The sequence below is a fragment of the Cupriavidus sp. LA-1 genome, from assembly GCF_055385985.1.
The window spans coordinates 402,639-426,935 of the sequence record NZ_AP031390.1 but is presented as its reverse complement, the minus strand read 5'-3'; the positions used below and the strand labels follow the sequence as shown (position 1 = coordinate 426,935).

Here is a 24,297-nt window from a genome sequence, read left to right as displayed (position 1 = left end):
CCTGGTTGCGCCGCGCCGCGGCGCACCGGCTGTCAGATGTTCCGCCTCTGCGGGCGGCTGGACTTGAATTTAATGGATCAGCATGCCGCCGTTGACGTCGAGCGTGATGCCGGTCAGGTATGCCGACATGTCGCTGGCCAGGAACACGCAGGCATTGGCCACGTCGGCGGCATTGCCCAGGCGGCCCAGCGGGATGCCCTTGATGATGTCGGCGCGCATCTCGGGGGTGAGCTTGTCGCCGGTGATATCGGTCTGGATCAGGCCCGGCGTGATCGCGTTGACGCGGATCCCGTCCGGCCCGAACTCGCGCGCCATGGCGCGCGCCAGCCCCAGCACGCCGGCCTTGGCTGCGCTGTAGTGTGGACCGCCGAAGATCCCGCCGCCGCGCTGCGCGGAGACTGACGACATGCAGACGATGCTGCCGCGCTGTTGCTTGCACATCTGCGGCAGCACGGCCTGCGACATGTACAGGGTGCCGCGCAGGTTCACGTCCAGCACGGCGTCGTAGTTGGCGGCCTGGATATCGAGCGTGCGCACCGGCTGGGTAATGCCGGCATTGTTGACGAGCGCGTCAATGCGCCCATAGCGCAGCAGCACGACCTGGACCACGCGCTCGCAGGCGGCCTTGTCCGTCACATCGCAAGCCAGCCCGAGGTGCTGGTCACCCAGCTCGCCGGCGGCGGCCTGGGCGTCTTCCAGGCGCAGGTCCAGGATGACCACGGCGGCGCCCTGGGCTGCAAATGCCTTGGCGGTGGCTTTGCCGATACCGCGTGGGGAGGCCGCGCCCGTGATGATGACTACGTTATTCTCGACCAGCATCTTTGTCTCCTTTGACATTGGATTTGATGGGTCGAGTGTTGTCGCTGGCCGCCTTCCGATCAACGCGGTCTGACTCAGCTATTGCTGAGAAATTTTCAGGTAATGGCGGGAGGGCTTCAGGGCGGGCGCCGCTGGCGGCACTTCCCTGACCCGGACTGCCGCCTGTGGCGCTCAGCGCGGCGCCGGCAACTGGCGCTCTATCCAGGCCAGGAAGCGCGCCACGCGCGGCAGGTCGGCGTTCTGCGCGGGATAGACGAGGTGGTGGCTGCCAACCTCGATCGCATGGGAGTCGTCGAACACTGGCACCAGCGCACCCTTATCGATCAGAACCGACGCCAACAGCGTGCTTTCCAGCGCCACCCCAAGCCCCAGCGCCGCTGTCTCGAGCGACATATACGAGCGATCGAAGGTGAAATCGAAACTCTTTTGGGCGGCCGGGACGCCGAACCTCGCAAACCATTGCTGCCATTGGACCAGCGGAGTCTCCGAATAGATAAGACGCTGCGGGAGTAAATCGGCCGGTGACGATATCGGATGCTTTTCAAGGTAGGCCGGCGAGGCGAGCGGAGCGATGGCTTCGCGGCGCAGGGTCTTGACCTGGATATCGCGCCAATGTGCATAACCGTGGCGGATGTCCACGTCGTAGTACCCGCTCGTGAAAGAAACGTCCTCATAGGAGCAGGACAGATTCAACTGGATGTCATCATTGTCTGCCTGGAATGATTCCAGCCGCGGTAACAGCCACATCAGGCCGAAGCTGGGACTCGAATGGACCCGGAGGATCTCGACGTTCGCCGGGCTGGAAGCGCGCTCGGTCGCGCGATTCAGGTCAGCAAGCACACCCGTGATGTCCCGCAGGTACTGCTCACCCACAGGCGTCAGGACCAGTCCACGTCCCTGTCGGAAGAAGAGAGCCTGGCCGAGCGCCTCCTCGAGATTGCTGATCTGGTGGCTGACGGCGGATGCCGTCAAGCCCAACTCCTCCGATGCCCGGCTGACGCTCTTTGTTCTGGCAACGCTCTCGAAGGCGATGATTGCCTTCACAGGTGGAATCCGCATGGCTTTGGGGGGATGGCTGGTGGATCGGGCCAGAATTGCGCCGCGAAATTGCGCGGTCCGATCACGCTCATGAACATCCGGGGATTCTACTTCGACTCGATGAAACCTCGGTCCGCTACCGGGGCACACATTCAGATTTGCGAATGCGACCATCTGATCAGCACCCCTCGACGTCCTCGGCCGACATCCGGACATGTCTTGCTCCCGACCGATTCGACCGGTCGCTCCTCGTGCTGCAGCTCGGCAAGCTGCAGTCCTCCCTCACGCACTAGGACCTGCTGCCCTATGAGCGCTTCCTGGCCGATCCGCAACCGGCCGCACGCTGGGTCCTGGCCGGGAGCAAGAAGCTCGCGCGCACCCACCCGGACTGGCGCCCGTTTGCCGGGCCGCTGTCGCCCGCCAGCGTGTGCCAGGCGATGGGGCGAGCTGCCCAGCCCTTCCCCAGGACCGGATAGGCGGGTACCAAACGTCACATCCTGACCCGGTACGCGAAACGGTTACCAGGTCTCCCACTTCAACTTGGGTACCGTCAACGACGTATTGACGGGCTACGACCATCACTGGCCGCTGTGTTTAGCCTCTGGCGAATATCGCTTGCATCCTTCCCTCTCGTTGAGCATCGGCCCGGCCTGCAACGGCGACAGAGAACGTCGACGACGGGCGTAGACCGCTTGTTTCCTGCGCTATTTCACTGCAATGAGCATTCCGAGAGTAGGACCGCTGCCGTGACAGCCGCGCCGCAGGCTGTGCTCGAGTCAAAGCAGCCCCCTATAGCCGCGATGCGGCCTGACATACGTGCAATCTAGGCAGGATTTGCCTGGTCCAAGGCGCATCCCAGGTGAATTGGACCGGACAGGAAGTGGGACAAGTGTGCCCGGAGGGACGCAATACGGGCACCGCTGCCTTGCACGGCTCGGGGCCCGGGGCAATGACTCCGGCACCAATTGCGAAGCGCCGTTCCGAAGGGTTGCATCGTGGTCAGACATGGCCGTCAATCCGAAATCCGCACAACTCTTTGCTCTCCATGTGCTGGCCCAAAACTGCACTTCAAGACTTCGACGAGCAACGAAGCCCCCCGCAGAGCCCCTGCACCGAAACAGGCCAAAAGGCCGTGCATGCCACGTAGGCTCGGCCGGCATCTTTCAGAGGAAATTCGCAGGTCTTCCCCTTGAAATTTGGCTGCGCACTTACTATTTTATTTTCGCTCAGGCAGTCGCGACGTTGCGCGCTGCGTGTTTCTGTTTGTTTGCCAGCAGCTTGGCAGGCGGGTGGGAGCGCGTATGCCCCTTCGCCTCCTTGCTGTGCCTAAGGAGGATACGACCATGAGTAATCTCTTCTTTGGAACCGACCTCTTCAACGAACTCGATCGCATGCAAGGGCAGATTGCGAGTTTGTTCGGCGGCTTCCCATCCAGCATCCGCTCCGGCCGCTTCGGGGCATTTCCGCCCGTCAATATCGGTACCACGGACGACTCCATAGAAATCGTCGCCTTCGCACCGGGCATCAAGCAGGACAAGTTCGAGGTGTCGATCGACAAGGGCTTGCTGTCCATCAGCGGCGAGCGTGAAGCGGCGCACTCGGAGGACGATCCGGAGGTTCGGGTGTATGCGCAAGAGCGATTTGTCGGCACGTTCCGGCGCGTCGTCGAGTTGCCGCAGAGCGCCGACCCCGACAAAGTCCAGGCGCGCTATGCCAACGGCTGTCTGTCCGTCAGTGTTGGCAAGCGGGAAGCCTCAAAGCCTCGGGCGATCACGGTCCAATAACGCCAGGAGAATGCCATGAACGAGACTACCCAAGTGGTTGAGCGGGACCAGAACGCGGTGACAAGAAGCCAGGAGGACAGGTCGACGCCGACGATGACCCTGCTCCCCGCGGTCGACATTGTCGAGGACAGCGATGGCGTCACCCTCTGGGCTGACCTTCCGGGTGTGACCAAGGACAAGCTCGAGGTGAATGTCCACGACGGCAACCTCCATATCGAAGCGGAAGCGGTCGTGCCCACACCTCCCGGGCTGCGGGTGCAACACGCTGAAATTCGCCAGCCCCACTTTGCGCGCGCCTTCTCGCTGAGCCCCGATCTTGACGCGTCGAAGATCGAGGCCAATTTGCAGGACGGCGTGCTGAAGCTGACGATCCCGCGTCGCGATGAGGCCCGTCCGCGCCGCATTGCAGTCACCGTGGCTTAGCACGTCTGCGGGCCGCCAACGGTGGCGCCTGCGTGGGCGCCGCCGTGCCCTGGCGGATTGTGTTGGACAGTCCATCGCCACATCCTGCCGCGCCGGCCAGCCGGCGCGGCAGGGCGTGTGCGGACGGATCAATATCTTGCGTCGATAGGAGGACAAGATGAAAACGGAACTGGGCAAGTGGAAACCGTTCAAGTTCCTGCGCAGGACGACCGCCGAAAAGCCGTCCAGAGCATCCGGGGACGAGTCATCTAACGTCCCAGTGCCCAGGCACGGGTCTCCGGACTGGTCGGACGTTTCGCGGTTTTTTTCCGGCGACCCCTGGCGAGCGATGAGCGAATTCCTGCATGAACCGTTCGCGGGCTTCAGTGGCCTGGATCGATGGTTCGGAGACTTCAGTTCCTCTCGCTTCCAGCCCCGGATCGACGTGGTCGACGATGGCGCGGCGCTGAGGATCACCGCCGAGTTGCCGGGTATGGACCGCTAAGACGTGCAGACTTCCATCGAGGACGGAGCGCTGGTGCCGCGAGGTGAGAAGAAGCAGGATATTCGGAGCGAGGAAAACGGCTGTTACCGCTTGGAGCGAGCGTATGGCGCGTTCATGCGTAGTATTCCCCTGCCGGATGGTCTCGACCTGGATCACGTCGATGCGAAATTTGAACGAGGCCTATTGACATTGCATCTACCCAAGTCGGGTTCGCCGCCGTCAGCCGTCAGGAAGATCGAAGTCAAGTGAGCTGGCCGGCAATCTAGTGGGGCGGTCCGCTTGCGCGGCGCCAGCCTGCAACGATGGGTGAACTAGCGTAGCGGCGAAGGAAGGAACAAAGCGATTGCTTGACGCTCCCACACTGGTATGAATCCTTACATTTGCTTCCAAAGGGAGATTTCGATGGAGTTCGATTCTGAATGGCTGACGCTGGGCACCCATCGGGTGCGGCTCAGATGCGCGCGCGGATTCCCGACCGAGAGAACGCGGAGTGTGGCGGAACTGGCCAGGATTGCCATCGAGAATAACTTGAGCGCGGGCGCCCGCCTTGTCGAGGTCACTGGACAAGGCGAGAAAGCCTATACGATCAGCGTCGGTACGACTTTCGAAAAAGACAGGGAAGCGGCACCTCATCTTGAATTGGCTTTGGCCACGATATTTGGACTGAGGGTCGAGCAGGTCAACATGGAGGTGGTGGTGGTCAGTCAGGCGGAAGTGGACAGGCACTTTGGCGTGTATGAGCGGATGTTGGCGGAGAAGCTTGGCGTCGTTCCGCCCATCCAGGAGGCCCAGGCGCATTGGCGCGTGCAGTGCCCTCCGGTAGCTGATCGCCGTTTTCCTCATGACCCCGCCGGCGATTGACGGTTGCAGGCGAAGCTTGGCGATTAATTGCATTTTAATTTTGGCGTATAGGGCAACGCTCATGTTGAAGTGTTGAAGATCGTGATTCGTGGGAGTGGAACGAAGTTGGGGGATGCGCCCGTCTACGTGCTCAGTTGGATCTACGGCGACCGAAAGTGTGGGTACTTACAGATGAATTGCTCCTCCAGCTTGCCATCCAGCAGTTCGACTCGCGCCTGGAGAAGGTAGTGGGCACCGTTGATAGACCACCGCATCTGCTGTCGTTTGGACAGGCGGCGGTTGATCAAATGATTCATCACTGATTCTGCCGGAGCGGTAGAGATTCGCCTCCCCGCCCGCCTTGCGCGCGCATAGTCAACAAGGATGGCTGCGTTGTGCTGGAGAAAACTGAGGAGCCGATTGGCAGCACCGAAGGTAGTCGCTGCGGCAGGGCCATAGAAGCTTTCACGCTTCAACGCCTCCTCTTTCATGGAGGCAGCCAACGTCCTGGTCAACTCTATACCTATTGCCGCTCGGCCTCTCCACAGTGCATCACGTATTTTGCGCCATATCTTTTCGCACCGTGAGAAGATTTCTGGGCGCGGTAGAAAGTAGTGGCGCGAGAACAGCGGTGATCGTATCGCGTGAAGTTTCATCGCAAGGTGGAACCAGTCGAGCATTGGCGACGCTACTCGAGGCGCGATTTGGGTCACCAGGCTTCGCATCCCGCTTGCACCGTCGTTAACGACGTCCACGAACGTCGACGGAGACCAACCGCACTGCTTCAAGGCTGCGCTCACTAAAACACGCGCCAGGGTTCGACGAGGAATTGCGCAGGCGAATCGCCTTGTCATCCTACCCTCTCGTTCAATTCGGCCTGCGAGCACCTCAAACTTAGAGATCTCCTCGAATGGATAGGCTGTAACCACAGTACTGTCAATAGCCATCGAAAGCGATTTCGCCCGTTCCTCGCACTGAGGATCCGAGCCCCAACCCAATGCGAACTGGCGGTCTTCAATGTACTCACCGATCTTGATCGTCTCGCGTCGGACGCGCATATGAGACAGGCAAGAGACCGATGTCAGCGCAGAAACGACGGCCGCAGCAGACCTGTATGATTCTGTTGCTCCGTGGAGCGGCCCCCTGAATCGCCGGACACAGTCCCCCACTTACAATAGCGGGTAGGCATACGACTGTGTTTATGACTAAAACGAAGCAGGAATTGGTGGAAGTGTTGACGGGACCGGAGCGCCGGCGGCGGTGGTCGCCGGAAGAGAAGCTCGCGATGGTGCGCGAGAGCTGCGAGCCGGGTAAGACAGTGTCGATGGTGGCGCGCCAGCATGGCGTAAATCCGAACCAGCTCTTTCATTGGCGCAAGCTGTACCAGGACGGCAGCCTGTCTGCCGTCAGTGCTGGGGAGGAGGTGGTGCCCGCCTCCGAGTTGAGCGATGCGCTCAAGCAAGTTCGTGAGCTGCAACGCCTGCTGGGTAAGAAGACCATGGAGAATGAGATTCTGCGCGAGGCAGTGGAGGTGATGAAGTCGCGAAAATGGATTGCGCGCTCACCCTCATTGCCGGGGGACGACCTGTGAAGCGGGTCTGCGAAGTTCTCGGTGTAGCGCGCTCGAATGTGGCAGAGAAGCTGACTCGTCCTGCAGATTGGCAGGATGGGCGCGGCGCCAGGCAAACCGACGATGCAGGGTTGGTCGAGGAGATTCGCAATGCGGTCGCGCATCTGCCCAGCTACGGCTATCGCCGGGTCTGGGGTGTACTGCGTAGGGAGCGCGAGCGCCAAAGTGCCCCGCCAGTCAACGTGAAACGGGTCTTCTATGGGGGCGAGGTTGTCAAGCCCCTTCAGTATTGGATTTCAGTCGCAGGCATATCTGGGGGCGCGATACTCTTCCTCCTTGCAAGCCATTAATTTTCGTTCGCGAACTGACGCGGCACGAAGCCGGAGGTCGGGGTGCTCAATGGCCGGGCTACTGCCCGGACTATCTTCTATCCGTGCCGGCGCAGGGCCGGGCACCACATACCACATGCGCAAAGCGCTGGAACTGCCCCTGTTACCTGCGCGCCCCATCTAAAACGACGGCTACCCGGCAGAGGTAGCCCGACCCGTTTACGGGCGCGCTGACCTGCTATCGTTACCCGCTTAGCCCTGACACGCTCAAGGCCGGCATCCCTTCGCTACTGGTTTGAGGCTTGCCCCGGAGGGAATCTCGCCGTACTCGAGATAGCGCCACAGGGCAATCGCCAGTCGGCGGGCGAGTGCAACGATACCGACGCGCCGCGTGCGCTTGCCGCCTGGCGCAAAGCGCTCATTGAACCATTGCGTGAGATGACTCGTTGGCTGGTAGCGTAACCAGCTCCAGGCCAGTTCAATCATCAGCCAGCGCGCTCGTTTGTTGCCCGCCTTGCTGATGCCTTGCTCGACCTGGCTTTCGCCGCTGCTGTAGGGCGTCGGCGCCAGTCCGAGGCAACCTGCGACTTCGCGCCGGTTGTGAAAGCGCCGCCAGCCAAACAGCTCCTTGACCAGGAGCCAGGAGCTGCCCACGCCGATCCCGCTGAGCCGCGCGAGCAGCGCGATGGCTGGCTGCGCGCTGAGCTTCACCGCCTCGCGCTGCTGGGCTTCGATTGTCTTGATCTGCGTTTTCACCAGCGCCAGTCGCACGACTTCGCGCTCGATCTCGGCACGCAAGCCAGGGGGCAGTTGCGGGCCATGTTCGTTCCACCATGGCTTCCAAAGGCGGTCACCGATGTGGGCGACCCGCAGGTTATGCAATATCAGCAGCGAACGAACCCGGTTGCTGTGGGCCGTGCGTTCCTGTTTGAGCCGCCCGAGCTCGCGGTGCAAACGCCGCTCATCTTCCTGCTCTGGTGTTGGGACCCGCGCGACTGCCCAGACCCGCCGCTCGCCAGCGTGGTAACGCATCAACATCGACAGCAGCTTGTCACCGTCGAGTCGGTCCGTCTTGGCGCGCCGTGCACGGCGGTTGACTTCAATACTGGCCGAATCGACCACCAGGTTATGGGTACCTTGCTCCGTGAGCCAGCGGTGCAACCAGAAGCCGTCACGGCCGGCCTCGTAGCAACTGCGCACCGGCGCTTGCCCGGCCAGGCCGCAACGTGCCTTGGCCTTCGAGATCGCTGTTAGCACCGACGCCATATCACTTGCCGCGACCGTGCACCGGCTCGGCGCGTGCACGCCGTCACCCAACGACAGCTTCCAGCTCTTCTCGCCCAATTCAAAGGCTATGTACAGCCGACCGATGACTGCCGTATCCTGTCCTTGAAGGGCTGTTTCAGGCGCATTCATTTGCATGCTCCTTTCGAAAAGCGGGTTATCCGAATCCTCGTTTTACTCCAGGGGCTTACTTGGGCCAGCCCTTCCATAGTATCTACCGGGTCATGCGTGAGCACGGCCTGCTGTTGCAACGCAGAGCGGTTCCGCCGAGGCCTCAGCGCCGGCATGACGGCAAGGTTGCTGTAGAGAAAACCAATCAGCGCTGGTGCTCTGACGGCTTTGAGTTCCGCTGCGACAACGGCGAGCCATTGCGCGTGACGTTCGCCCTGGACTGCTGCGACCGCGAGGCGATGAGCTGGGTGGCGACCACCGGCGGGCATAGCGGTGACGTGGTCCGCGACGTGATGTTGGCCGCCGTCGAGAATCGCTTTGGAAACGCGCTGAAGACGCCGACGGAAATTGAATGGCTGACCGATAACGGCTCGGGCTACACGGCCGACAAGACCAGGGCGTTTGCGTCGGCCATCGGCTTGAAGCCGCTGACCACGCCGGTCTGCAGCCCGCAGAGCAACGGGATGGCCGAGAGCTTCGTGAAGACCATGAAGCGCGACTACGTCGCCTTCATGCCCAAGCCTGATGCCGAGACGGCGGTTCGCAATCTGGCCATCGCCTTTGAGCATTACAACGAGCAGCACCCCCATAGCGCCCTGAATTACCGCTCGCCGCGGGAGTTCAGACGTGCGATGGTCTTATCAACCTAAGGGTGTGACCGTGTCCGGGGACACGGGGGCAAATCCACTCCGTGACGCGCACACAGGTAGGCCAGCTCGGGGGTAGTTCGTGAGGGAAGAAGCCGTTGGATGGGGCACAACGTTTCCCTGTAGTCTTCTATATCGCCGCTCTCATCAAGCGGCTCCGGCAGGCACGTGCAAGCCACAACCCGTGGAACGCGAACGTGAATTGTGCCTAGTGCAGTATCGAACGTGCGTGGTCGCCAATCTTTGATGCGGCGATACGCTCCGCAATGCGGACACCTTCTCTTGGCACGATCGTAAGCGTAGATCTGCTGCTGTGCCACAGTCTGTTGAAGGGCGAGAGCCAGCGGCCGCAGTTCTCGCAGCGAAAGACCGAAGTCTGCAGGCTCCGCGTTACACGTTGGTCGCTCTACTGTCCCGAGTTGGATAGTTTCGACGCACCCATCGTCCGCATGGGATTGTAGGCAAAGAGTCCAGCGTAGTGACATGGTGGCCTCCGATACTCATCTGGGAAACATCATCACCTTAGTCGCAACGTGGCACCCTCCCCCAATTTCTTTCCACTCCCACGAACCTCGTTCCTCTACACTTGATGTTGAAGAACGTCATTCGTGCTGGGCCAGACGGCAATCCCTGGACGAGATGGTGTTCGAGATTGGCTGGACCAACCCCAGCCCCCCAACCCAATTTAGGCCTGAGCAAGCCTTGTAGGCGGCATGTGGATAGAGGCTTGTGACGAGGCGGTCGAGGTTTGCTGCGATGGGGTCCGACACGATGGGTGCGTGTTGCGATCAACCCCAATGGATAGCGCTGGTGCGCCATGCGGCTTGAGCCGAAAGCGCGGCGGCAGTACTGCAGTGGCTGTGGCCGTGGCGTCAGCGCCGTGCATGACCGGGGCGAGCAGCGTGTGCGTGATCAGCCGGTGTTCGCGCTGCCGGTCGAACTGATCATCCCGAGGCTGCGCCTGGCCTGCCGGCGATGTGGCGGAAGCTAGAGCGCCTCGACTGGCTGACTCCCTATGCACGGGTAACGACGCGGCTGGCCGCCAGCGTGGCACCGCTGTGCAAGGTAATGTCACTGCGCCATGTTGCCAAGTTCTACCGGCCGTCCTAGACGGCGGTCAAGCGAATCGACCAGCACCACCTGGAGCAGGAACTGGGGCCGGAGGACCTGAGCGGGGTCACGGTCATCGCCATGGACGAGTTTGCCATTCAGAAAGGCCACCGCTATGCCACGGTCATCGTCGAGCCGTCGCGCGCGCGGGTGCTGTGGGTAGGGCGTGGGCGTTCGCGCGAGGACATTCGTCCTGCTCGGCCCAGACGGATGCGCTCGGCTGCGCGCGGCGGTTATGGACATGAACACCGCCCACGACCTGGAGGTGCGCATGCATTGCCCGCAAGCCCACGTGGTCTATGACTTGTTCCACGACCCGTCGTATACCCGGTCGTACCTGGAGGCTTAGGTGGCAGCAGCAGTGGCTGGATTAACTGGAGAGCACCCAATTGAACGCGCTAGCCATGCGTCGCCTTACTGATTTGCTACGTGCCACTGTAACGCCCCGACCAAGCCAACTGCCTTGCCCGCCAGTTCGCCCGCTTGCGCGGCCAAGTCGAAGCTCGGCTCGAACAGCCAGCTTTCGACAATACCGAACACATAGGCCTCATAGGCGAACGCCGCCGTCAGTATATTGGTGCGCGCCGGTAACAGCCGCGCAGCCACGGCGTGCTCGAGGCATCCGCCGGCATGGCTGCGCAACCGGACGCTGAGCGCGATGCGTTGGTCGCGGATGATATCGGAACCGCCCTGCCGGCCCCATTTGAAAAGCAGCGCGCTGATATTCAGCGCGTCGCCCTGCCCGACCACGGTGCGGAAGAGGGCCTCGGCAGTAGCCACCATGGCCTGGAGCGGCGAGGATGGTGACTCGGTCGAAAAGGCTTCCTCTAAAGCCTCCACGGCATCGTGGCACACGCTCTCCAGCAACCTTTGCTTGCTCTCGAAGTGCCAGTACACAGCGCCTCGGGTAACGCCTGCAAGGCGGGCGATCTCCTCCAGCGTGGTACGTGCATAACCTGCGGAGCAGAACAGTTGCACGGCGGCGCACATAATCGTCAGACGGGTCTGATCCGCCTCCAGCGCTGTCCGCCTCGCCATTAGTCGATCCCCGTGTTATGCCACAAGCGCAGTGAAACCGAGCGGCGCTCCTCGGCAAGCAGCACGGTACTGATGCCGGCCTTGTCGGCCGCCCCGCGCAGCGTCGAGCACCCAGGCCCGCTTGGCGAACATCTGCAGGTCCACTTCGTCTGCATTGACTTATTTTTGATTCATGCGAGCCAGCTTGTCGGCCAATGTCATCAGCGTCCGATTGCCGGTGGCCCACACGATGGCGTTCTGGACGAGGCTGGATTGCGTGGCGCCCGTATCCTCGCGGCCCATCTCAGGATTCTTATGGCAAGCCACCGGCACGTTAAGGATCAGCCGGCGTAGGCAGGAGTTCGCATGGTCGCACCACACGATTTCCCGCTCGCGCCCCTCGGTAACTTTCGCGGCGTAATCCGGGTCAGCCAGCATCTGCCGGGCGAGCATGCTTGCGTCGACATGCCCGGCCTCGATAGCCTCGGCGGCCTGCTTCGGATCGGGCGTGCTGGAAAGGAACAGCCTAACATCGCTGCCCACCGCCTTGCGGAAAGCCTGTGGCTCGCCGTGCGCGAGCATGTTGCCGGAGATGCTCGTGACGTTCTCACCCATGGACTCGTAGTTGCCTTCGCTGAGCGAAATGAAATCCACGCCGGCCTTGACAATGTGCGCGGCCACCTCGGCGAAGCCTTCTGGCCCCTGACCATTTGGCATGTGGTCGTTGACGCTCATGCGGATGCCGACCGGGTAATCGGAGCCTACCTCGGCGCGCACCGCGGCGACCACGTCGTGCAGCGCCCGGGCACGGTTCTCGGCCGAACCACCGTACTCGTCCGTGCGTTGGTTTGCGAGCGGCGAAAGGAACGATGAGTAGAAATAGCACATATGCGCGCCGATCTCCACACCGTCGAAGCCCGCCGCCTTGGCGCGCCGCGCCGCGGAGACGACTGCAGCTTCCAGTTCCTTGATCTCACCGATCGTGGCCTCTTTGGGTACCGGCGTGACGCGTCCGCCCGGAATGTAGAGGTTCTCTGGCAGGCTGCCCGCCCCCAAGTCGACCGGTGTCGGGCTGGCAGACGATATCCAGTTGCCGTTGCGCGGCACACCCATCCGACCGAAACTCGGGAACAACTGCGCGAAGACTGGCGTGCCGTATGCATGCACAGCGTCCGTCAGCCGCTTGAGGTCGGGAACGAACTCGTCCTTGTCGAAACGCACGTTCGGGGAGAACGGCGACTCGTTCCACGCCCGCTCGCTCGCCACCGAGCCGCCGACGATGATGAGCCCCACTCCGCCCTTGGCGCGCCGCGTCAGGAAAGCGATGGTCTGCTCGCTCGGCCGGCCGTCATCGGTCGGACGCAGCACCGCCATCGGCCCGAGGATGATGCGATTCTTGATTTCGAGCTTGTTGATCTTGAGAGGGCTTGCGAGCACCGCGGTCGTTGTCGTCGTCATCGAAAATCTTGTCTGTGAATGAGGATTGGGAGTTGGCAATCGCTGCACTCCGCCCACGCGCTACATGATTGCGCTCGCGCCGCCGTCCACCAAGATATTGGTTCCGGTAACCCACTGCGCCTCGTCGGAGGCAAGGTAAAGGCCCGCGTAGGCGACGGCGACCGGATCACCGGGCTGCCCCGAGATCGTGCGCTCCACGATCTCGGCCACCGGCGCCTTGTCACCCATGTCACGGAACATCGCCTGGACCGGCGGCGTGTTCATGACGCCGGGACTCACCGAGTTGACGCGCACGCCGACCGCGATCCCCTCTGCCGCGAGTTGGCGCGTCAGCGCAAGCACGGCTCCCTTCGCGGCGGCGTGCGCCGCCTGTGGAAGCGCACGCGCGCCCTGGATACCCGCGCCCGAGCCAATATTGACGATCGCGCCGCGCGACTTCACCAGATGCGGCCATGCGACCTGGCAGGCGCGCCAGACCAGATCCAACTCGTTCTGGATCGTGAAGACATAGTCCTCATCGCTCTGCGCCGCGAACGGCGCGAAACGGGGCATGCTGGCGTTGTTGTAGAGCACATCGATGCGGCCATGCTTAGCGACGGCGGCGTCCACCCAACGCGACACAGCATCGCGGCTGCTGAGATCGACCGGGGCGACAGCGTCAATCGAATGGCCATCGGACTCCACCAGCCGCGCTGTTTCAGCGGTCGTTTCTGGGTTGATGTCGCAGCCCACGACGATCGCGCCCTCGCTCGCGAACAGCCGCGCCGTCACGCGACCCATTCCGCTGCCGATGCCGGTGAGAAGCACCACCTTGTCATGCAGGCGGCCCACACGCAAATCACGGCTGATTTTGTCCGCGTATTTCATTTTTTGTAACTCAGATAGGTCGACAGCGCGTCGAGATCGGCGTCGGTGATTTCAGTCTTGCGGAAAGCCGGCATGATCAGCACGCCATTGCGCACGAAATGGCGAATGAAGTCCGGGTTCATGTCCTTGCGCTCTTCCAGCACGGCGGGAATGCTGCCGCCGTACTTGGCCTGCAGCGACGCCGTGCCGGGCATATGTTCGCCCACCGCGTGGCACATCGCGCACCACTTGTCGAAAATAGCCTTGCCCTGGCCACTCACCGCGCCACTGGGAGCGTTGCCGCCAGCCGTGGCGGAGCTGGCCCAGCACACCATCGCCGCCAGCAATATCGTTTTAATGTTCTTCATTTGGCGTTCTTCCGCTGGTTTTTCGGCCAGATGCCATAACGGCCCGGAGACAGGATGCCCTTGGGATCAACGGCGTCCTTGATGGCTTCGTGCAGGCGCAGCAGGCTGTTGTTGTTGTACGAGTACAGGCCCATCGCCTGGTCCTGGAATTCCGTATGGCAGCGGTATTCGCCCCAGCCATGCTTAGCACCGATGTCGAGCAAGGTGCGGTAGGCGCTGATGATCGACTTGTTCAGGGCCAGGTCATCGGTAATCGGAAAGCCGACGATGAACAGGAAGGTACGTTCGTAGAACGGCGCCGGCAGCGCAAACGGACGCAGGTTCCAGATCGGGACGTTCTGCAGGGCGGGAACGGTGCGCGCGGCCTCGTCGAACACGCGGTTGGCATCGAGGATGCCTTCGGCGCTCTGCGGAATGACAGGCGAGAACCACATGTGCCCGCGCATCGGGTTCGGATTGCCGCCGGCGCGCGTGCCCATGCCGAAGAAATCCATGTTCGGCACGCCTGCGTCCTGCGGGTAGAAAGTCCACTCGGCGGCGGCCTTGCGCGGGTCGGTCTGGATCGGGCCGGACTGGAAGGCGGCGTTCTTGATCGCCTTGCTTGCCAGTTCCTGCACTGCTTCCCACTGCGCGGCGACCACCTTCCGCGGGCCGTAGAATTTCAGGCTCAGGCCCCAGTACGGGATCTTGTTGTCGGCGCCGTACTTGGCCAGTTCTGCCGAATAACCGACCTTGGCCTTGGCGACCAGGTCCGCCTGCCCCTTCGGCAACTGCGGCGGGCCCTTGTAGAAGGCTTCCACCAGATGCTGGGTCTTGTTGCTCACGCCCAGTAGCGGGCTGAGCAGTTCTGGCGTGCCAGGCGCCAGACCGGTGTTCTCGGCGTACTTGAGCAGTTCGACCAGGGGATGCAGGTCTTCGTAGCGCGGAACGTAGATCGTGCCTTCGAGGAAGGCTTCCGGCGCCGGCATCAGCCAGATGCCCATTTTGGTGACGATGCCGAAGTTGGACTGCGAGAAAATGCCATCGACGCTTGGGCCCATGCCGTATTTGTACTGGCCCCAGGTCTTCGCGCCGGGCAGCGCGCCCATGCCGGTGCGCACCACTTCACCATTGGCCAGCACCACTTCCATGCCGCAATGCGAACCGAAGTGATCGCGGAAGCGCGACAGGGTGTGGCCCACGCCGTGGTCGACCGCATTGCCCAGCACGCTGCCCCAGCCCGGATCGGCGGTGTCGATCCACAGCTTCAGGCCCTTCTCCTGGATGTAGTTGTACAGGTCGAAGTAACTGACACCCGGCTCGACGATGGCGTAGGCATTGCTCTCGCTGACCTCGATGATGCGGTTCATCCGCTTCAGGTCGAGTACCACGCTGCCGGATTGATTCGGCGCGGAGCCGCCGTAGCCAAGGTTTTTGCCGGTGGAAATCGTGTACAGCGGAATAGCGTACTTGTTGGCGATGCGCACCACGGCCTGCACGTCCTCGACCGATGCCGGCGCCACGGCGGCAGCGGCGCTGCGGTCTTCCGGCGTGTCGCGCGTCGGCGCATAGGCGTCCTTGTACGGGAACAGTTCTTCGTCGGTGGTGAGTACCCAATCCTTGCCGACGACCTTGGCGAATTCCTGGAGGGCGTTGGCGAAGACTTTGGGAGCTACGTTCGGTGGGGTTCTCATGGTGTCACGCGATGATCCAGGAAACGAGGTTGTCGGGGTGACTGTCGTTGTCAGCCAACGGCGTCAGCACACGGGTGCGAAATGCGTGACTGCGCGCCTGCTCGGCGAGGCACTGCCACACCGCGAGCGTGGTCAGGCCGGCAACGGCGCCTTCGCCCTGTTGCCACAGCGGATGCAGGTGTTCCTGCCACAGGCGGGTCAGGCCGTCGGTAACTTCAAGCGGCTTGCCGCTCTTCTCTGCCTGCGCCTTGGCATACGCCAGGCTTTGCGGATAACGACGATCCATGACGATGTAGCGGATGTCGGAAGGACTCGGCACTTCCACCGAAGCGGAAATTGCAGCGGAAGCAGCAAACAGCGAAGGATGCGCAACCGCGGCCAACGCCGCGGCGCTGCCGGTGGCGATGAGCAACGAGCGGCGGCTCATCCGGATGTCTTCAAAACCCATCCTCAGTCTCCGAAAAATTCGCGGTATGCAGAGAATCCCGGGATGTGGATCGACACGCCACCATCGGCAACGAGCGTCTGCCCAGTGATGTTTCGTGCTGCGTCCGAAGCCAGGAACGCCACGGCTTCGGCAATGTCCTCCGGTGCGCCGACGCGATCACGTGGGGTTTCATCCATCACCAGCTTAAGCATCGCTGAGGGGAAATCCTTGGCCACCGTTTCGGTCAGTACCAGACCCGGCGCGACCGCATTGCAACGTACGCCCTTGCGCCCGTAGGCCGTGGCCACGGCGCGCGTCATCTGCATCATTGCGGCCTTGGTCGCACTGTAGGCATGGAAACGGATGTTGCCCTGCAACGCCATGCCGGACACGGTGTTGACAATGGCTCCATCACCGCTCTTGACCAAGTGCGGCAGCGCTTCACGGGTCACGATCATGGTGCCGCGGCAATTGGTGTTGAAGAAGGTGTCCCAGGTTTCGGTCGCCATCTCACCGATGCCGTTATCGGCGGCGACCAGTTGCTGGCCGACGGCGGTTGCATTGTTGTGCAAGATGTCGAGGCGGCCGAAATGCTCGACCGCACGGGCGACCATGGCCTTGATCGAGGCCTCGTCGGAGAGATCCACGCCAATAGCAATCGCGGCATCGCCGTACTTCGCAGCGACCGCTTGCGCGCGATCCAGCGCGATGTCGGCAATGGCGACGCGCGCGCCACGGCCTATCATCAGTTCGACGGTGGCTTGGCCGATACCGCCAGCCCCGCCCGTCGCGATGGCGACCTTGCCCTCTAGGCTTAAGGCCCTGTACATAGTTCTGTCTCCTCCAGCTGCTTACTGGCTTTTTATTTCGCAGATAATATACGATCCGTATCGTATATTAAAGACCCCCAAGAGCCACATACTTGATCTCCAGGTAGTCGTCGACGCCATACTTGGAGCCCTCGCGTCCCAGACCGGAAGTCTTGACGCCGCCGAACGGCGCAACCTCGGTCGAGATCATGCCCTCGTTGACGCCGACCATGCCGAATTCGAGCTCTTCCACGATGCGGAAGATGCGACCCACGTCGCGTGCGTAGACGTACGCAGCCAGGCCAAACGGCGTGTCGTTGGCCAAGGAGATTGCTTCCGCCTCGGTCTCGAAACGGAACAGCGGCGCTACCGGGCCGAAGGTCTCTTCGTTGAAGATGAGCGCGTCGTGCGGCACGTCGGCCAGCACGGTGGGCTCGAAGAAGAATCCACCCAGCTTGTGCCGCTTGCCGCCGGCGACCACGCGAGCGCCCTTAGACACGGCGTCGGTGATGTGTTCCTCGACTTTGAGCACCGCGTCCTCGTTGATCAGCGGCCCCTGCACCACGCCCTCTTCCATACCGTTGCCAACCTTCAGTGCGGCCGTGGCTTCGGCCAGCTTCTTCGCGAACGCGTCGTAGATGCCGGATTGCACCAACAAGCGGTTGGCCGCAACACAGGCCTGGCCAGTGTTACGGTATTTGGCCGCCAGCGCGCCCTTCACCGCGGCGTCCACGTCCGCATCGTCAAACACGATGAAGGGTGCGTTGCCGCCCAACTCCATACTGGTCTTTTTGATGGTCGGCGCACATTGGGCCAACAACTGCGCTCCCACTTCAGTAGAGCCGGTGAACGACAGCTTGCGCACGATGGAATTGGCCGTCAGCTCGCCGCCGATGGCTCGGGCCGAGCCGGTGACTACATTGCACACGCCCGGTGGCAGGCCCGCTCTCTCAGCCAGAACGGCCAACGCCAGAGCCGACAGCGGCGTCTGGCTGGCCGGCTTAATGACGCCAGCGCAGCCCACGGCCCAGCCCGGGCCAGCCTTGCGGGTGATCATCGCCGAGGGGAAGTTCCACGGCGTGATTGCCGCAAACACGCCGATGGGCGCCTTCTGTGCCAAGATGCGGCGGCCGTGCACGTTCTGCGGAATAATGTCGCCGTAAATGCGGCGTGCCTCTTCCGAGAACCACTCGATGAAGCCGGCAGCGTAGAGGATTTCGCCGCGCGACTCGACCAGCGGCTTACCCTGCTCAGCGGTCATGATGACGGCCAGGTCCTCGATGTTCTCGAGCATCAGGTCGTACAGCTTGCGCAGCACCTTGGCACGTTCCTTGGGCAAAGTCTTGCGCCAGCCGCTCATGGCGCGCTCAGCCGCCTCGATGGCACGCCTGGTCTCTGCCGCGCCGCCATTAGGGCACGCACGCCACCAGTTCGCCGGTAGCTGGGTTGACGACATCAATGGTCTGGCCACTGTCGGCTTGCACCCACTTGCCGTCGATAAGCATGGCCTGGCGCAGCAGGTCCGGATCCTTCAGCGGTAGTTTCTTCACGTCACTCATGGCTATACCTCAGACCGGGTTGCGACCGATGAAGAATTCTTCGTCCGGCGAACTGGTCGGGTTCAGGCCGGCCGCTTGAGTAGCGTTTCGCAGCAGCGCCATGTCCTTGCCGTGCACGCGCGCGGTCGGATGGCGGACCGGGCCGCCGTTGTAGCCCTGCAGCCAGCTTTGGTACTTCCACAGAAGGCGGTTGGACAGGCCCTGACCACCGAAGCCAAGTGTGGACACCGCGCGGCGCATTGGCTCGAGCTTGTAGTACAGGTCGGTAGCCTCATCGTATTTGCCTTCGCGGATCAGCTTGTGCGCACGGGGAATCCATGGACCGAAGAAGGCACTGTAATTGGTGCCGCAGAACGGGATGTCGACAACTTGCGCCAGCGGGATGTATTCGTATTCCAGCGGCGAGGCAATCACTACCTCCTTGTGGAAATGGCGATGCACCTCAATGGCAGACATGAAGTACGGCATGCCGCCCTCGGCCTTGATTGCCACGACGTTCGGGCAGTTGTCGACCAGCTTGCGCAGCACGGCCACCGGAATGTCGGCCGGATGTAGGCGACCAAATCCCCAAGTCGGCACCGGGAAAACGATTACGCCGAGATTGGTCGCATCGCAAACTGCCTTGCGTGTACTCATACACGTCGTCCAGCGATTTCGGATAGAAGTGCGGCGGGTAGCCGAGCAGCACCAGGTCAGCACCATTGGCTTCGGCGCGCTTTACCGCCGCGATGTTGTCTTCCAGCGTGTTGAAGATGGCGTGGTGCACGACGAGGAGCTTGCCCTTGGCTTCGTCGACCATGATTTGTTGGAACTGATCGTGCTCTTCCAGCGACAGCGGCACTTCGGACACCGCCAGGGAGCCGATGAAGCCGTGCTCGATAGTCAGGCGCACGTCGTGGCGGATCGCCTTTTCGTTGATGCGCGTGAAGTCATTGGTCATCGTCGGGATCGTGACGTTGGCGACGCCGACAAGGGCTTGCTTTGCCCACTCACGGGCTTCCTTCTTGGTGTAACTGGCCATGATGCGTGTTCTCCGTGATTGTTGTTCAGATGCTCTTGTTTTCGAATTCGATGGGCAGGTAGCGTCACCAGGCCCCTCTCCAGCGCGCGAGTCAGGATCAGTTCGGCCACCACGATGTCCTGCAGACCGCCGCCAACCGACTTGAACATGCGCGTCCGCGCGCGCGCCAGTTTGTCTTCGAGCTTGCCGCTCATCAGCTCGACCATGCTGAAAGACTTATCGTGAAAGCTGATGGCCGCCTCTTTGGCGGCGAGCATGTCGCCGGTTTCCTCCAGCACTTCTTCCAGCATGTCGCACACGATGATGTCGCTGCGGGCCACGACCGAGGCGTCAATCTCGCGCTGCGAGGGCACGGTTGAACCGATGGAAACAATGGTCGCCTCGGGCGTCAGCCAGTCGCTGTATAAGATGGGAAGCTCTCCGCGCGAACGGGCCGCGCACAGCACGATGTCCGCGCCGTCCACTGCCTCCTGGCCGGAGGCGACGCCGCGCGCCTGACACGCCCAAGTCGCGCGTCACCGCTTCGGCGAACGCGGCGCGTTTCTCGGGCGTCGGGCTGAACACGACCACCTCGGTCAGTTCACGCACGCTGGCGATAGCGCGCACGTGCATCGAGGCCTCAAGCCCGCTGCCCAACACGGCCAGGCGCGCCGGAGTCGGTGGCGCCAGACGATCGAGCGCGGCGGCCGAGGTGGCCGCGGTACGAAAGCCGGTCACCAGCGCGCCATCGACCAGACCCGCGATGCGGCTAGTTTCACGGTCAAACAGAACAATCGCGTATTCCACGCCAGGCTTGGCGCTACCCATCGCCGCGCCCATGACCTTGGCACCGTAGTAGCGTCCGCCCACCGGCACGGCCGACAGCGTGCGCAACCACGTCTTGCCGACGGCGGCCACGCTGCGGGCCGGCGTCGACTGGGGCGGAATGGGCTGTGAGTAGGCGGCCTGCAGGGCCTGGATAGCTTCCCTCCAATTAAATACGGTCCGTGCCGTATCACTAGAGACGAAAACGGGGGAATGGGATATGCTCATGATGGTCATCGCCGGGGTAAGTCAGGACAGCTTAATTTGCAACAAATAACGTGTCAATTAGTTTTATTGATGCGCATCATTTTGTGACGTTAGCTCGATCTCAACCTTCAAGCGCACCTCATCCGACAATGCCCCGGGAAAGGCGCCCATGCCATATGCCCCCACGACTGATGGTAGCGACCGCCTCGAATCCGACCACCGGCGCCTGGGTCCAGGGATTGACCGCGCGCCCCGTCAGCGCGGCGTCGAAAGCGACCGGCAGAGTGACGCCGCGCAGGGTCAAGTCACCTTCAATTACATAGTTCGCGCGCTCGCCTCGTCGTACCGCGCGGGAGACGAATACAGCCCTTGGGTGCACTTGAGTGTTGAACCAGTCCGCGCCGCGCAGGTGCTCGTCGCGCATTTCAAGCGCAGTGTCGATGGAGGCCACATCGATTTCGAGCGACACGCTGGATGCCTCGATGCGTTGATCATCGAACTGCAAGTGCGCGGAAAACCGCTTGAACACTCCAGGCGTGCTGGTCAGCCCGAGGTGACGGACCGAAAATCCGATATGCGCATGTGCTTGATCGACTACCCAGTCGGTGGAATTCATCATTTGATTGCTCCTATGGCGGGTAAACTACTGAGGTAAAGGACGTATCATATGACACATATGATGCACACCAATTACCAAATTGATTTACAAACATGAACTTGATTGATGATGATGTCACCCACCTCCGTGACTACATCCAAGCCCGCGCAGGCACAGAGGCCAACCTGCGTCTGCCGCCGGAACCCAAGCTGTGCGAAACGCTAGGCATGTCCCGCGGACGCCTGCGCACGGTGCTCAAGCGATTGGAAAGCGAAGGCTTGATCTGGCGCCACGTCGGCAAGGGCACATTCATCGGCCCGCGCCAGATTCAAGCCGATGACGCCAGCCTCTCTGCCGCAATCAGCATGGACGACCTACTGGACGCGCGCCTAGTGTTGGAACCCCAACTAGCTGCCCAAGCAGCCATCCACGCCACCCCTGCAGACATCGCTGCCCTGGAGCAATGCCTGTCCGAGATGGAAGCCTCTGGACCATTCATGCACTGGAAGCGCTTGGACGAGCGCCTGCACCGCACCGTCGCAGAAGCCACGCACAACGCCCTGCTGCTGTTGATGTACGACACCATGCGCACCCATGTACGCGTCAACCTGGACTCGCGTATTGAGGCGGTCTACTCGCCGATGATCGGGCCACGCAAGGACACTGACGACGAGCATCACCAGTTGGTGGACGCCATCCGAGCACACAATCCCGACCGCGCCGAGCAAGCCATGCGTGAGCATCTGCGCTCGGTGCGCACCCGGCTATTCGGCCAGCGCTGACACCTACCCGAGAAATCCCCTACAAGCAGTAGCTTGAAATCCGATTGACCAACTCACTTGTTTGTGAAACGATACGGCTCGATCCGTTAATAACGTACAGGAGACAACGATGAAGAAAGTCATCATCACGTGCGCAGTCACGGGGGGCGCACATACGCCGTCGATGTCCCCGCACCTGCCGGTGACGCCCGAGGAAATCGCCCGGCACTCCGTCGAAGCCGTCGAGGCCGGCGCCGCCATCGTGCACCTGCATGCACGCGACCCCCTCACCGGCAAGCCCACTGGCAGCCCCGATGTCTTCCGCCAGTTCGTCGGCACGATTAAGGATTCCACCGACGCAGTCATCAACATTTCCACCGGCGGCGGCGGCCCAAGCATGCCCATTGCTGAACGCGCCGAGGCTGGCCGCGCGCTCAAACCCGAGATGTGCTCGCTGAACATGGGCTCAATCAACCTGGTCCTTTCCGAAATGGCGCAGAAGGACCGCGCATGGAAACACGATTGGGAGAAGCCCTTCCTGCAATCCACCAACGGGATGATCTTCCGCAACACCTACGAAGACATCGAATGGATCCTCGAAAACGTGGGTCGTGCCGGCGGCACCCGCTTCGAGTTCGAGTGCTACGACATCAGCCATCTGTACACACTGGCCTATTTCCTGGAGCGCGGTCTGGTGAAACCGCCGCTGTTCGTGCAGAGCGTGTTCGGCCTGCGCGGCGCGCAAGGCGCCCACCCCGAAGACCTGATGCACCAGAAGCGCACAGCTGACCGCCTGTTTGGCAACGACTACCACTGGTCCATCCTGGCCGCCGGCAAGAATCAGATGCCGCTGGCCACCATGTCGGCAATTCTCGGCGGCAACGTGCGCGTCGGCCTGGAGGACAGTCTCTACATCGGCCGCGGTGAGCTGGCGCAATCCAACGCCGAGCAGGTGCGCAAGATCCGCACCATTCTCACGGAACTGGGGTTGGAGATCGCCAAGCCTGACGAAGTGCGAGAGCTCTTGCAGTTGAAAGGCAAGAACGAAGTCGCCTTCTAAGCCACCTTCCAAACAAAACAAACAACAGGAGACGAAAGTCATGTCAGACGTGAAAAGCGTCCTGATCGTGGGCGCCGGCATCGGCGGCGCCATGGCCGCCTATTCTCTAGCCCGCGCCGGGATCAGCACACACTGCGTGGAAATCGCGCCGAGAAGCTCGGCTGCCGGCACCGGCATCTGCCTTCTCCACAACACCATGCGGGCGATGCACCAGGTTGAACTGGCGGAGCCCTGCCTGGAGTACGGGCAGCAGATCGATCATTTCCGCCAGTTTGACGCCGTGGGCAACCAGATCAGTGAGAACCCTACCCCGCCCGGCATCGGCATTAAGCGGCCCGACTTGGCACACGTGCTTGAAACCGCCGCCGTCGAAGCCGGCGCGAAAATCGAATACAACACCACCGTCACCGAACTGGAAGACCTGGGCGACCGAGTCAGGGTCTCCTTCAGCAACGGCAACGTCGCTGAATACGACGTCGTCGTGGGCGCCGATGGCGTCTATTCCAAGATCCGCCACAAGGTGTTCGGCGTTGAGTACGACGCTGAGTTCGTCGGCCAGAGCTGCTGGCGCTTCTCGGCGCCCCGCCTGCCCGAGCACGACGGCTTCTGGCTGTTCCGTCACAAGGGCGCTGGCGTCGGTGCGATTCCTACCTCAAAGGACGGTTGCTACCTGTTCATCCTGGAAAACAGCGACAAGCCGCTGAACATGCCGTCCGACAAGCTGGACGTGTTGCTGAAGGAACGCCTGGCCGCCTACACCGCGCCGCTCATCCGCCGAGCGGTCGAGCAGCTGACCAATCCCAAGCAGGTGCTGTTCCGCCCCTTCGACGCCCGCCTGATGCCTGGCCCCTGGTGGCATAAGGGCCGTGTGGTCCTAATGGGCGACGCCGCGCACGCACCGACGCCTCAGCTGACCTCTGGCGGCGGCATGGCTATTGAGGATGCTGTGGTGCTGGCTGAGTGCCTGGCCGCCCCCGGCACAGCCGCGCAGGCGCTCGAGGCCTATAGCAACCGCCGCATCCCGCGCGTCAAACGCGTATGGGAGGCGTCGTTCCAAATCTCGCGTTGGGAACGCGAAGACCCGGTGGGCAACGCGCAGAGGACCGCCGCGCTGCTGTTGGATACCTACAAGTTCCTTGGCGAACCAATGTAAGGCGCCAAACAGGCAACACCAACACACAACAAAAGAG

The 24,297-nt window shown here is 62.0% G+C and carries 21 protein-coding genes and 9 pseudogenes; 13 read left to right on the top strand and 17 right to left on the bottom strand.

All coding sequences use genetic code 11. The annotated features are described in order from the left end of the window. Positions 1–69 precede the first annotated feature (69 nt). Together ACZ5MJ_RS36170 and ACZ5MJ_RS36165 are read right to left on the bottom strand one after the other, a co-directional pair. Positions 70–819: an SDR family NAD(P)-dependent oxidoreductase gene (locus ACZ5MJ_RS36170; protein WP_464227162.1), complete on the bottom strand. Its 750-nt coding sequence runs from the start codon at positions 817–819 to the stop codon at positions 70–72. Between the two features lie 171 nt (positions 820–990). After that, positions 991–1,878, bottom strand: coding sequence for a LysR substrate-binding domain-containing protein (locus tag ACZ5MJ_RS36165; protein WP_114130147.1), 888 nt, complete (start codon positions 1,876–1,878; stop codon positions 991–993). Between the two features lie 230 nt (positions 1,879–2,108). Here ACZ5MJ_RS36165 and ACZ5MJ_RS36160 point away from each other — a divergent pair. The 5 genes and pseudogenes from ACZ5MJ_RS36160 to ACZ5MJ_RS36140 form a co-directional block, all read left to right on the top strand. Beyond that, a pseudogene (locus ACZ5MJ_RS36160) lies at positions 2,109–2,297 on the top strand (tyrosine-type recombinase/integrase); the annotation flags it as partial. Between the two features lie 903 nt (positions 2,298–3,200). Next, positions 3,201–3,641 carry an Hsp20/alpha crystallin family protein gene (locus ACZ5MJ_RS36155; RefSeq protein WP_114130220.1) on the top strand — a complete coding sequence of 147 codons (441 nt, stop codon included), beginning with the start codon at positions 3,201–3,203 and terminating at the stop codon, positions 3,639–3,641. A 15-nt stretch (positions 3,642–3,656) separates the two neighbouring features. After that, entirely contained in the window at positions 3,657–4,064 is a 408-nt protein-coding gene (locus ACZ5MJ_RS36150) for an Hsp20/alpha crystallin family protein (protein WP_464227160.1), read from the top strand. 157 nt (positions 4,065–4,221) lie between these two features. After that, a pseudogene (locus tag ACZ5MJ_RS36145) lies at positions 4,222–4,797 on the top strand (Hsp20/alpha crystallin family protein). A gap of 153 nt (positions 4,798–4,950) precedes the next feature. Next, positions 4,951–5,409 (top strand): hypothetical protein, encoded by a 459-nt coding sequence (locus ACZ5MJ_RS36140; protein WP_464227159.1) that lies wholly within the window; start codon positions 4,951–4,953, stop codon positions 5,407–5,409. Positions 5,410–5,549: 140 nt separating this feature from the next. On the opposite strand, the pseudogene ACZ5MJ_RS36135 reads toward ACZ5MJ_RS36140, so the two are convergent. Further along, positions 5,550–6,518 (bottom strand): annotated as a pseudogene (locus tag ACZ5MJ_RS36135) (ISKra4-like element ISBugl3 family transposase); the annotation flags it as partial. 95 nt (positions 6,519–6,613) lie between these two features. On the opposite strand from ACZ5MJ_RS36135, the pseudogene ACZ5MJ_RS36130 reads away from it, so the two are divergent. Next, a pseudogene (locus ACZ5MJ_RS36130) lies at positions 6,614–7,215 on the top strand (transposase); the annotation flags it as partial. 339 nt (positions 7,216–7,554) lie between these two features. Here ACZ5MJ_RS36130 and ACZ5MJ_RS36125 read toward each other — a convergent pair. Continuing rightward, positions 7,555–8,703, bottom strand: a complete 1,149-nt coding sequence (locus ACZ5MJ_RS36125; RefSeq protein WP_010811964.1) for an IS110 family RNA-guided transposase — start codon at positions 8,701–8,703, stop codon at positions 7,555–7,557. A gap of 80 nt (positions 8,704–8,783) precedes the next feature. On the opposite strand from ACZ5MJ_RS36125, the pseudogene ACZ5MJ_RS36120 reads away from it, so the two are divergent. Then, positions 8,784–9,392, top strand: a pseudogene (locus tag ACZ5MJ_RS36120) (integrase core domain-containing protein); the annotation flags it as partial. Positions 9,393–9,418: 26 nt separating this feature from the next. On the opposite strand, the pseudogene ACZ5MJ_RS36115 reads toward ACZ5MJ_RS36120, so the two are convergent. Further along, a pseudogene (locus tag ACZ5MJ_RS36115) lies at positions 9,419–9,772 on the bottom strand (ISKra4-like element ISBugl3 family transposase); the annotation flags it as partial. 434 nt (positions 9,773–10,206) lie between these two features. On the opposite strand from ACZ5MJ_RS36115, the gene ACZ5MJ_RS36110 reads away from it, so the two are divergent. From ACZ5MJ_RS36110 to ACZ5MJ_RS36100, 3 genes and pseudogenes are all read left to right on the top strand, one after another. After that, on the top strand, positions 10,207–10,380 hold the full coding sequence (locus ACZ5MJ_RS36110; protein ID WP_464226780.1) for a transposase family protein: 174 nt from the start codon (positions 10,207–10,209) through the stop codon (positions 10,378–10,380). After that, the gene (locus tag ACZ5MJ_RS36105) at positions 10,365–10,499 is read left to right on the top strand and encodes a transposase family protein (protein ID WP_464226781.1); all 135 of its coding nucleotides are present in this window, start codon (positions 10,365–10,367) and stop codon (positions 10,497–10,499) included. Before ACZ5MJ_RS36110 ends, ACZ5MJ_RS36105 begins: the two co-directional genes overlap by 16 nt. An 81-nt stretch (positions 10,500–10,580) precedes the next feature. Then, positions 10,581–10,848 (top strand): annotated as a pseudogene (locus ACZ5MJ_RS36100) (transposase). A gap of 65 nt (positions 10,849–10,913) precedes the next feature. Here ACZ5MJ_RS36100 and ACZ5MJ_RS36095 read toward each other — a convergent pair. From ACZ5MJ_RS36095 to ACZ5MJ_RS36040, 12 genes and pseudogenes are all read right to left on the bottom strand, one after another. Then, on the bottom strand, positions 10,914–11,489 hold the full coding sequence (locus ACZ5MJ_RS36095) for a TetR family transcriptional regulator (RefSeq protein ID WP_464227538.1): 576 nt from the start codon (positions 11,487–11,489) through the stop codon (positions 10,914–10,916). 207 nt (positions 11,490–11,696) lie between these two features. Then, on the bottom strand, positions 11,697–12,974 hold the full coding sequence (locus ACZ5MJ_RS36090) for an oxidoreductase (RefSeq protein ID WP_464226783.1): 1,278 nt from the start codon (positions 12,972–12,974) through the stop codon (positions 11,697–11,699). 60 nt (positions 12,975–13,034) lie between these two features. Next, positions 13,035–13,841 (bottom strand): SDR family NAD(P)-dependent oxidoreductase, encoded by an 807-nt coding sequence (locus ACZ5MJ_RS36085; protein ID WP_464226785.1) that lies wholly within the window; start codon positions 13,839–13,841, stop codon positions 13,035–13,037. Then, the gene (locus ACZ5MJ_RS36080; protein ID WP_464226786.1) at positions 13,838–14,188 is read right to left on the bottom strand and encodes a c-type cytochrome; all 351 of its coding nucleotides are present in this window, start codon (positions 14,186–14,188) and stop codon (positions 13,838–13,840) included. Before ACZ5MJ_RS36080 ends, ACZ5MJ_RS36085 begins: the two co-directional genes overlap by 4 nt. Next, positions 14,185–15,861: an FAD-binding oxidoreductase gene (locus ACZ5MJ_RS36075; protein WP_464227158.1), complete on the bottom strand. Its 1,677-nt coding sequence runs from the start codon at positions 15,859–15,861 to the stop codon at positions 14,185–14,187. The genes ACZ5MJ_RS36080 and ACZ5MJ_RS36075 overlap by 4 nt, the downstream gene beginning before the upstream one ends. Before the next feature lie 4 nt (positions 15,862–15,865). Beyond that, positions 15,866–16,309, bottom strand: a complete 444-nt coding sequence (locus ACZ5MJ_RS36070) for a hypothetical protein (protein WP_464227157.1) — start codon at positions 16,307–16,309, stop codon at positions 15,866–15,868. A 2-nt stretch (positions 16,310–16,311) separates the two neighbouring features. Beyond that, positions 16,312–17,118, bottom strand: a complete 807-nt coding sequence (locus ACZ5MJ_RS36065) for an SDR family NAD(P)-dependent oxidoreductase (protein ID WP_464226789.1) — start codon at positions 17,116–17,118, stop codon at positions 16,312–16,314. 67 nt (positions 17,119–17,185) lie between these two features. Then, positions 17,186–18,656, bottom strand: a pseudogene (locus ACZ5MJ_RS36060) (NAD-dependent succinate-semialdehyde dehydrogenase). 9 nt (positions 18,657–18,665) lie between these two features. Next, positions 18,666–19,677 (bottom strand): annotated as a pseudogene (locus ACZ5MJ_RS36055) (dihydrodipicolinate synthase family protein). Further along, the gene (locus ACZ5MJ_RS36050; RefSeq protein ID WP_464227537.1) at positions 19,593–20,123 is read right to left on the bottom strand and encodes a hypothetical protein; all 531 of its coding nucleotides are present in this window, start codon (positions 20,121–20,123) and stop codon (positions 19,593–19,595) included. The pseudogene ACZ5MJ_RS36055 and the gene ACZ5MJ_RS36050 overlap by 85 nt, the downstream one beginning before the upstream one ends. After that, positions 20,008–20,709 (bottom strand): hypothetical protein, encoded by a 702-nt coding sequence (locus ACZ5MJ_RS36045; RefSeq protein WP_464227156.1) that lies wholly within the window; start codon positions 20,707–20,709, stop codon positions 20,008–20,010. Before ACZ5MJ_RS36045 ends, ACZ5MJ_RS36050 begins: the two co-directional genes overlap by 116 nt. A 118-nt stretch (positions 20,710–20,827) precedes the next feature. Continuing rightward, positions 20,828–21,307: a YceI family protein gene (locus ACZ5MJ_RS36040; RefSeq protein ID WP_464227155.1), complete on the bottom strand. Its 480-nt coding sequence runs from the start codon at positions 21,305–21,307 to the stop codon at positions 20,828–20,830. A 92-nt stretch (positions 21,308–21,399) separates the two neighbouring features. On the opposite strand from ACZ5MJ_RS36040, the gene ACZ5MJ_RS36035 reads away from it, so the two are divergent. From ACZ5MJ_RS36035 to ACZ5MJ_RS36025, 3 genes are all read left to right on the top strand, one after another. Continuing rightward, positions 21,400–22,068, top strand: a complete 669-nt coding sequence (locus tag ACZ5MJ_RS36035) for a FadR/GntR family transcriptional regulator (RefSeq protein WP_464227154.1) — start codon at positions 21,400–21,402, stop codon at positions 22,066–22,068. A 109-nt stretch (positions 22,069–22,177) separates the two neighbouring features. After that, positions 22,178–23,107: a 3,5-dioxohexanoate:acetyl-CoA acetone transferase gene (gene kce, locus ACZ5MJ_RS36030; protein ID WP_464227153.1), complete on the top strand. Its 930-nt coding sequence runs from the start codon at positions 22,178–22,180 to the stop codon at positions 23,105–23,107. Positions 23,108–23,147: 40 nt separating this feature from the next. Next, a complete protein-coding gene (locus ACZ5MJ_RS36025) occupies positions 23,148–24,260 on the top strand; it encodes an FAD-dependent oxidoreductase (RefSeq protein ID WP_464227152.1) in 1,113 nt (370 codons plus the stop codon). Positions 24,261–24,297 lie beyond the last annotated feature (37 nt).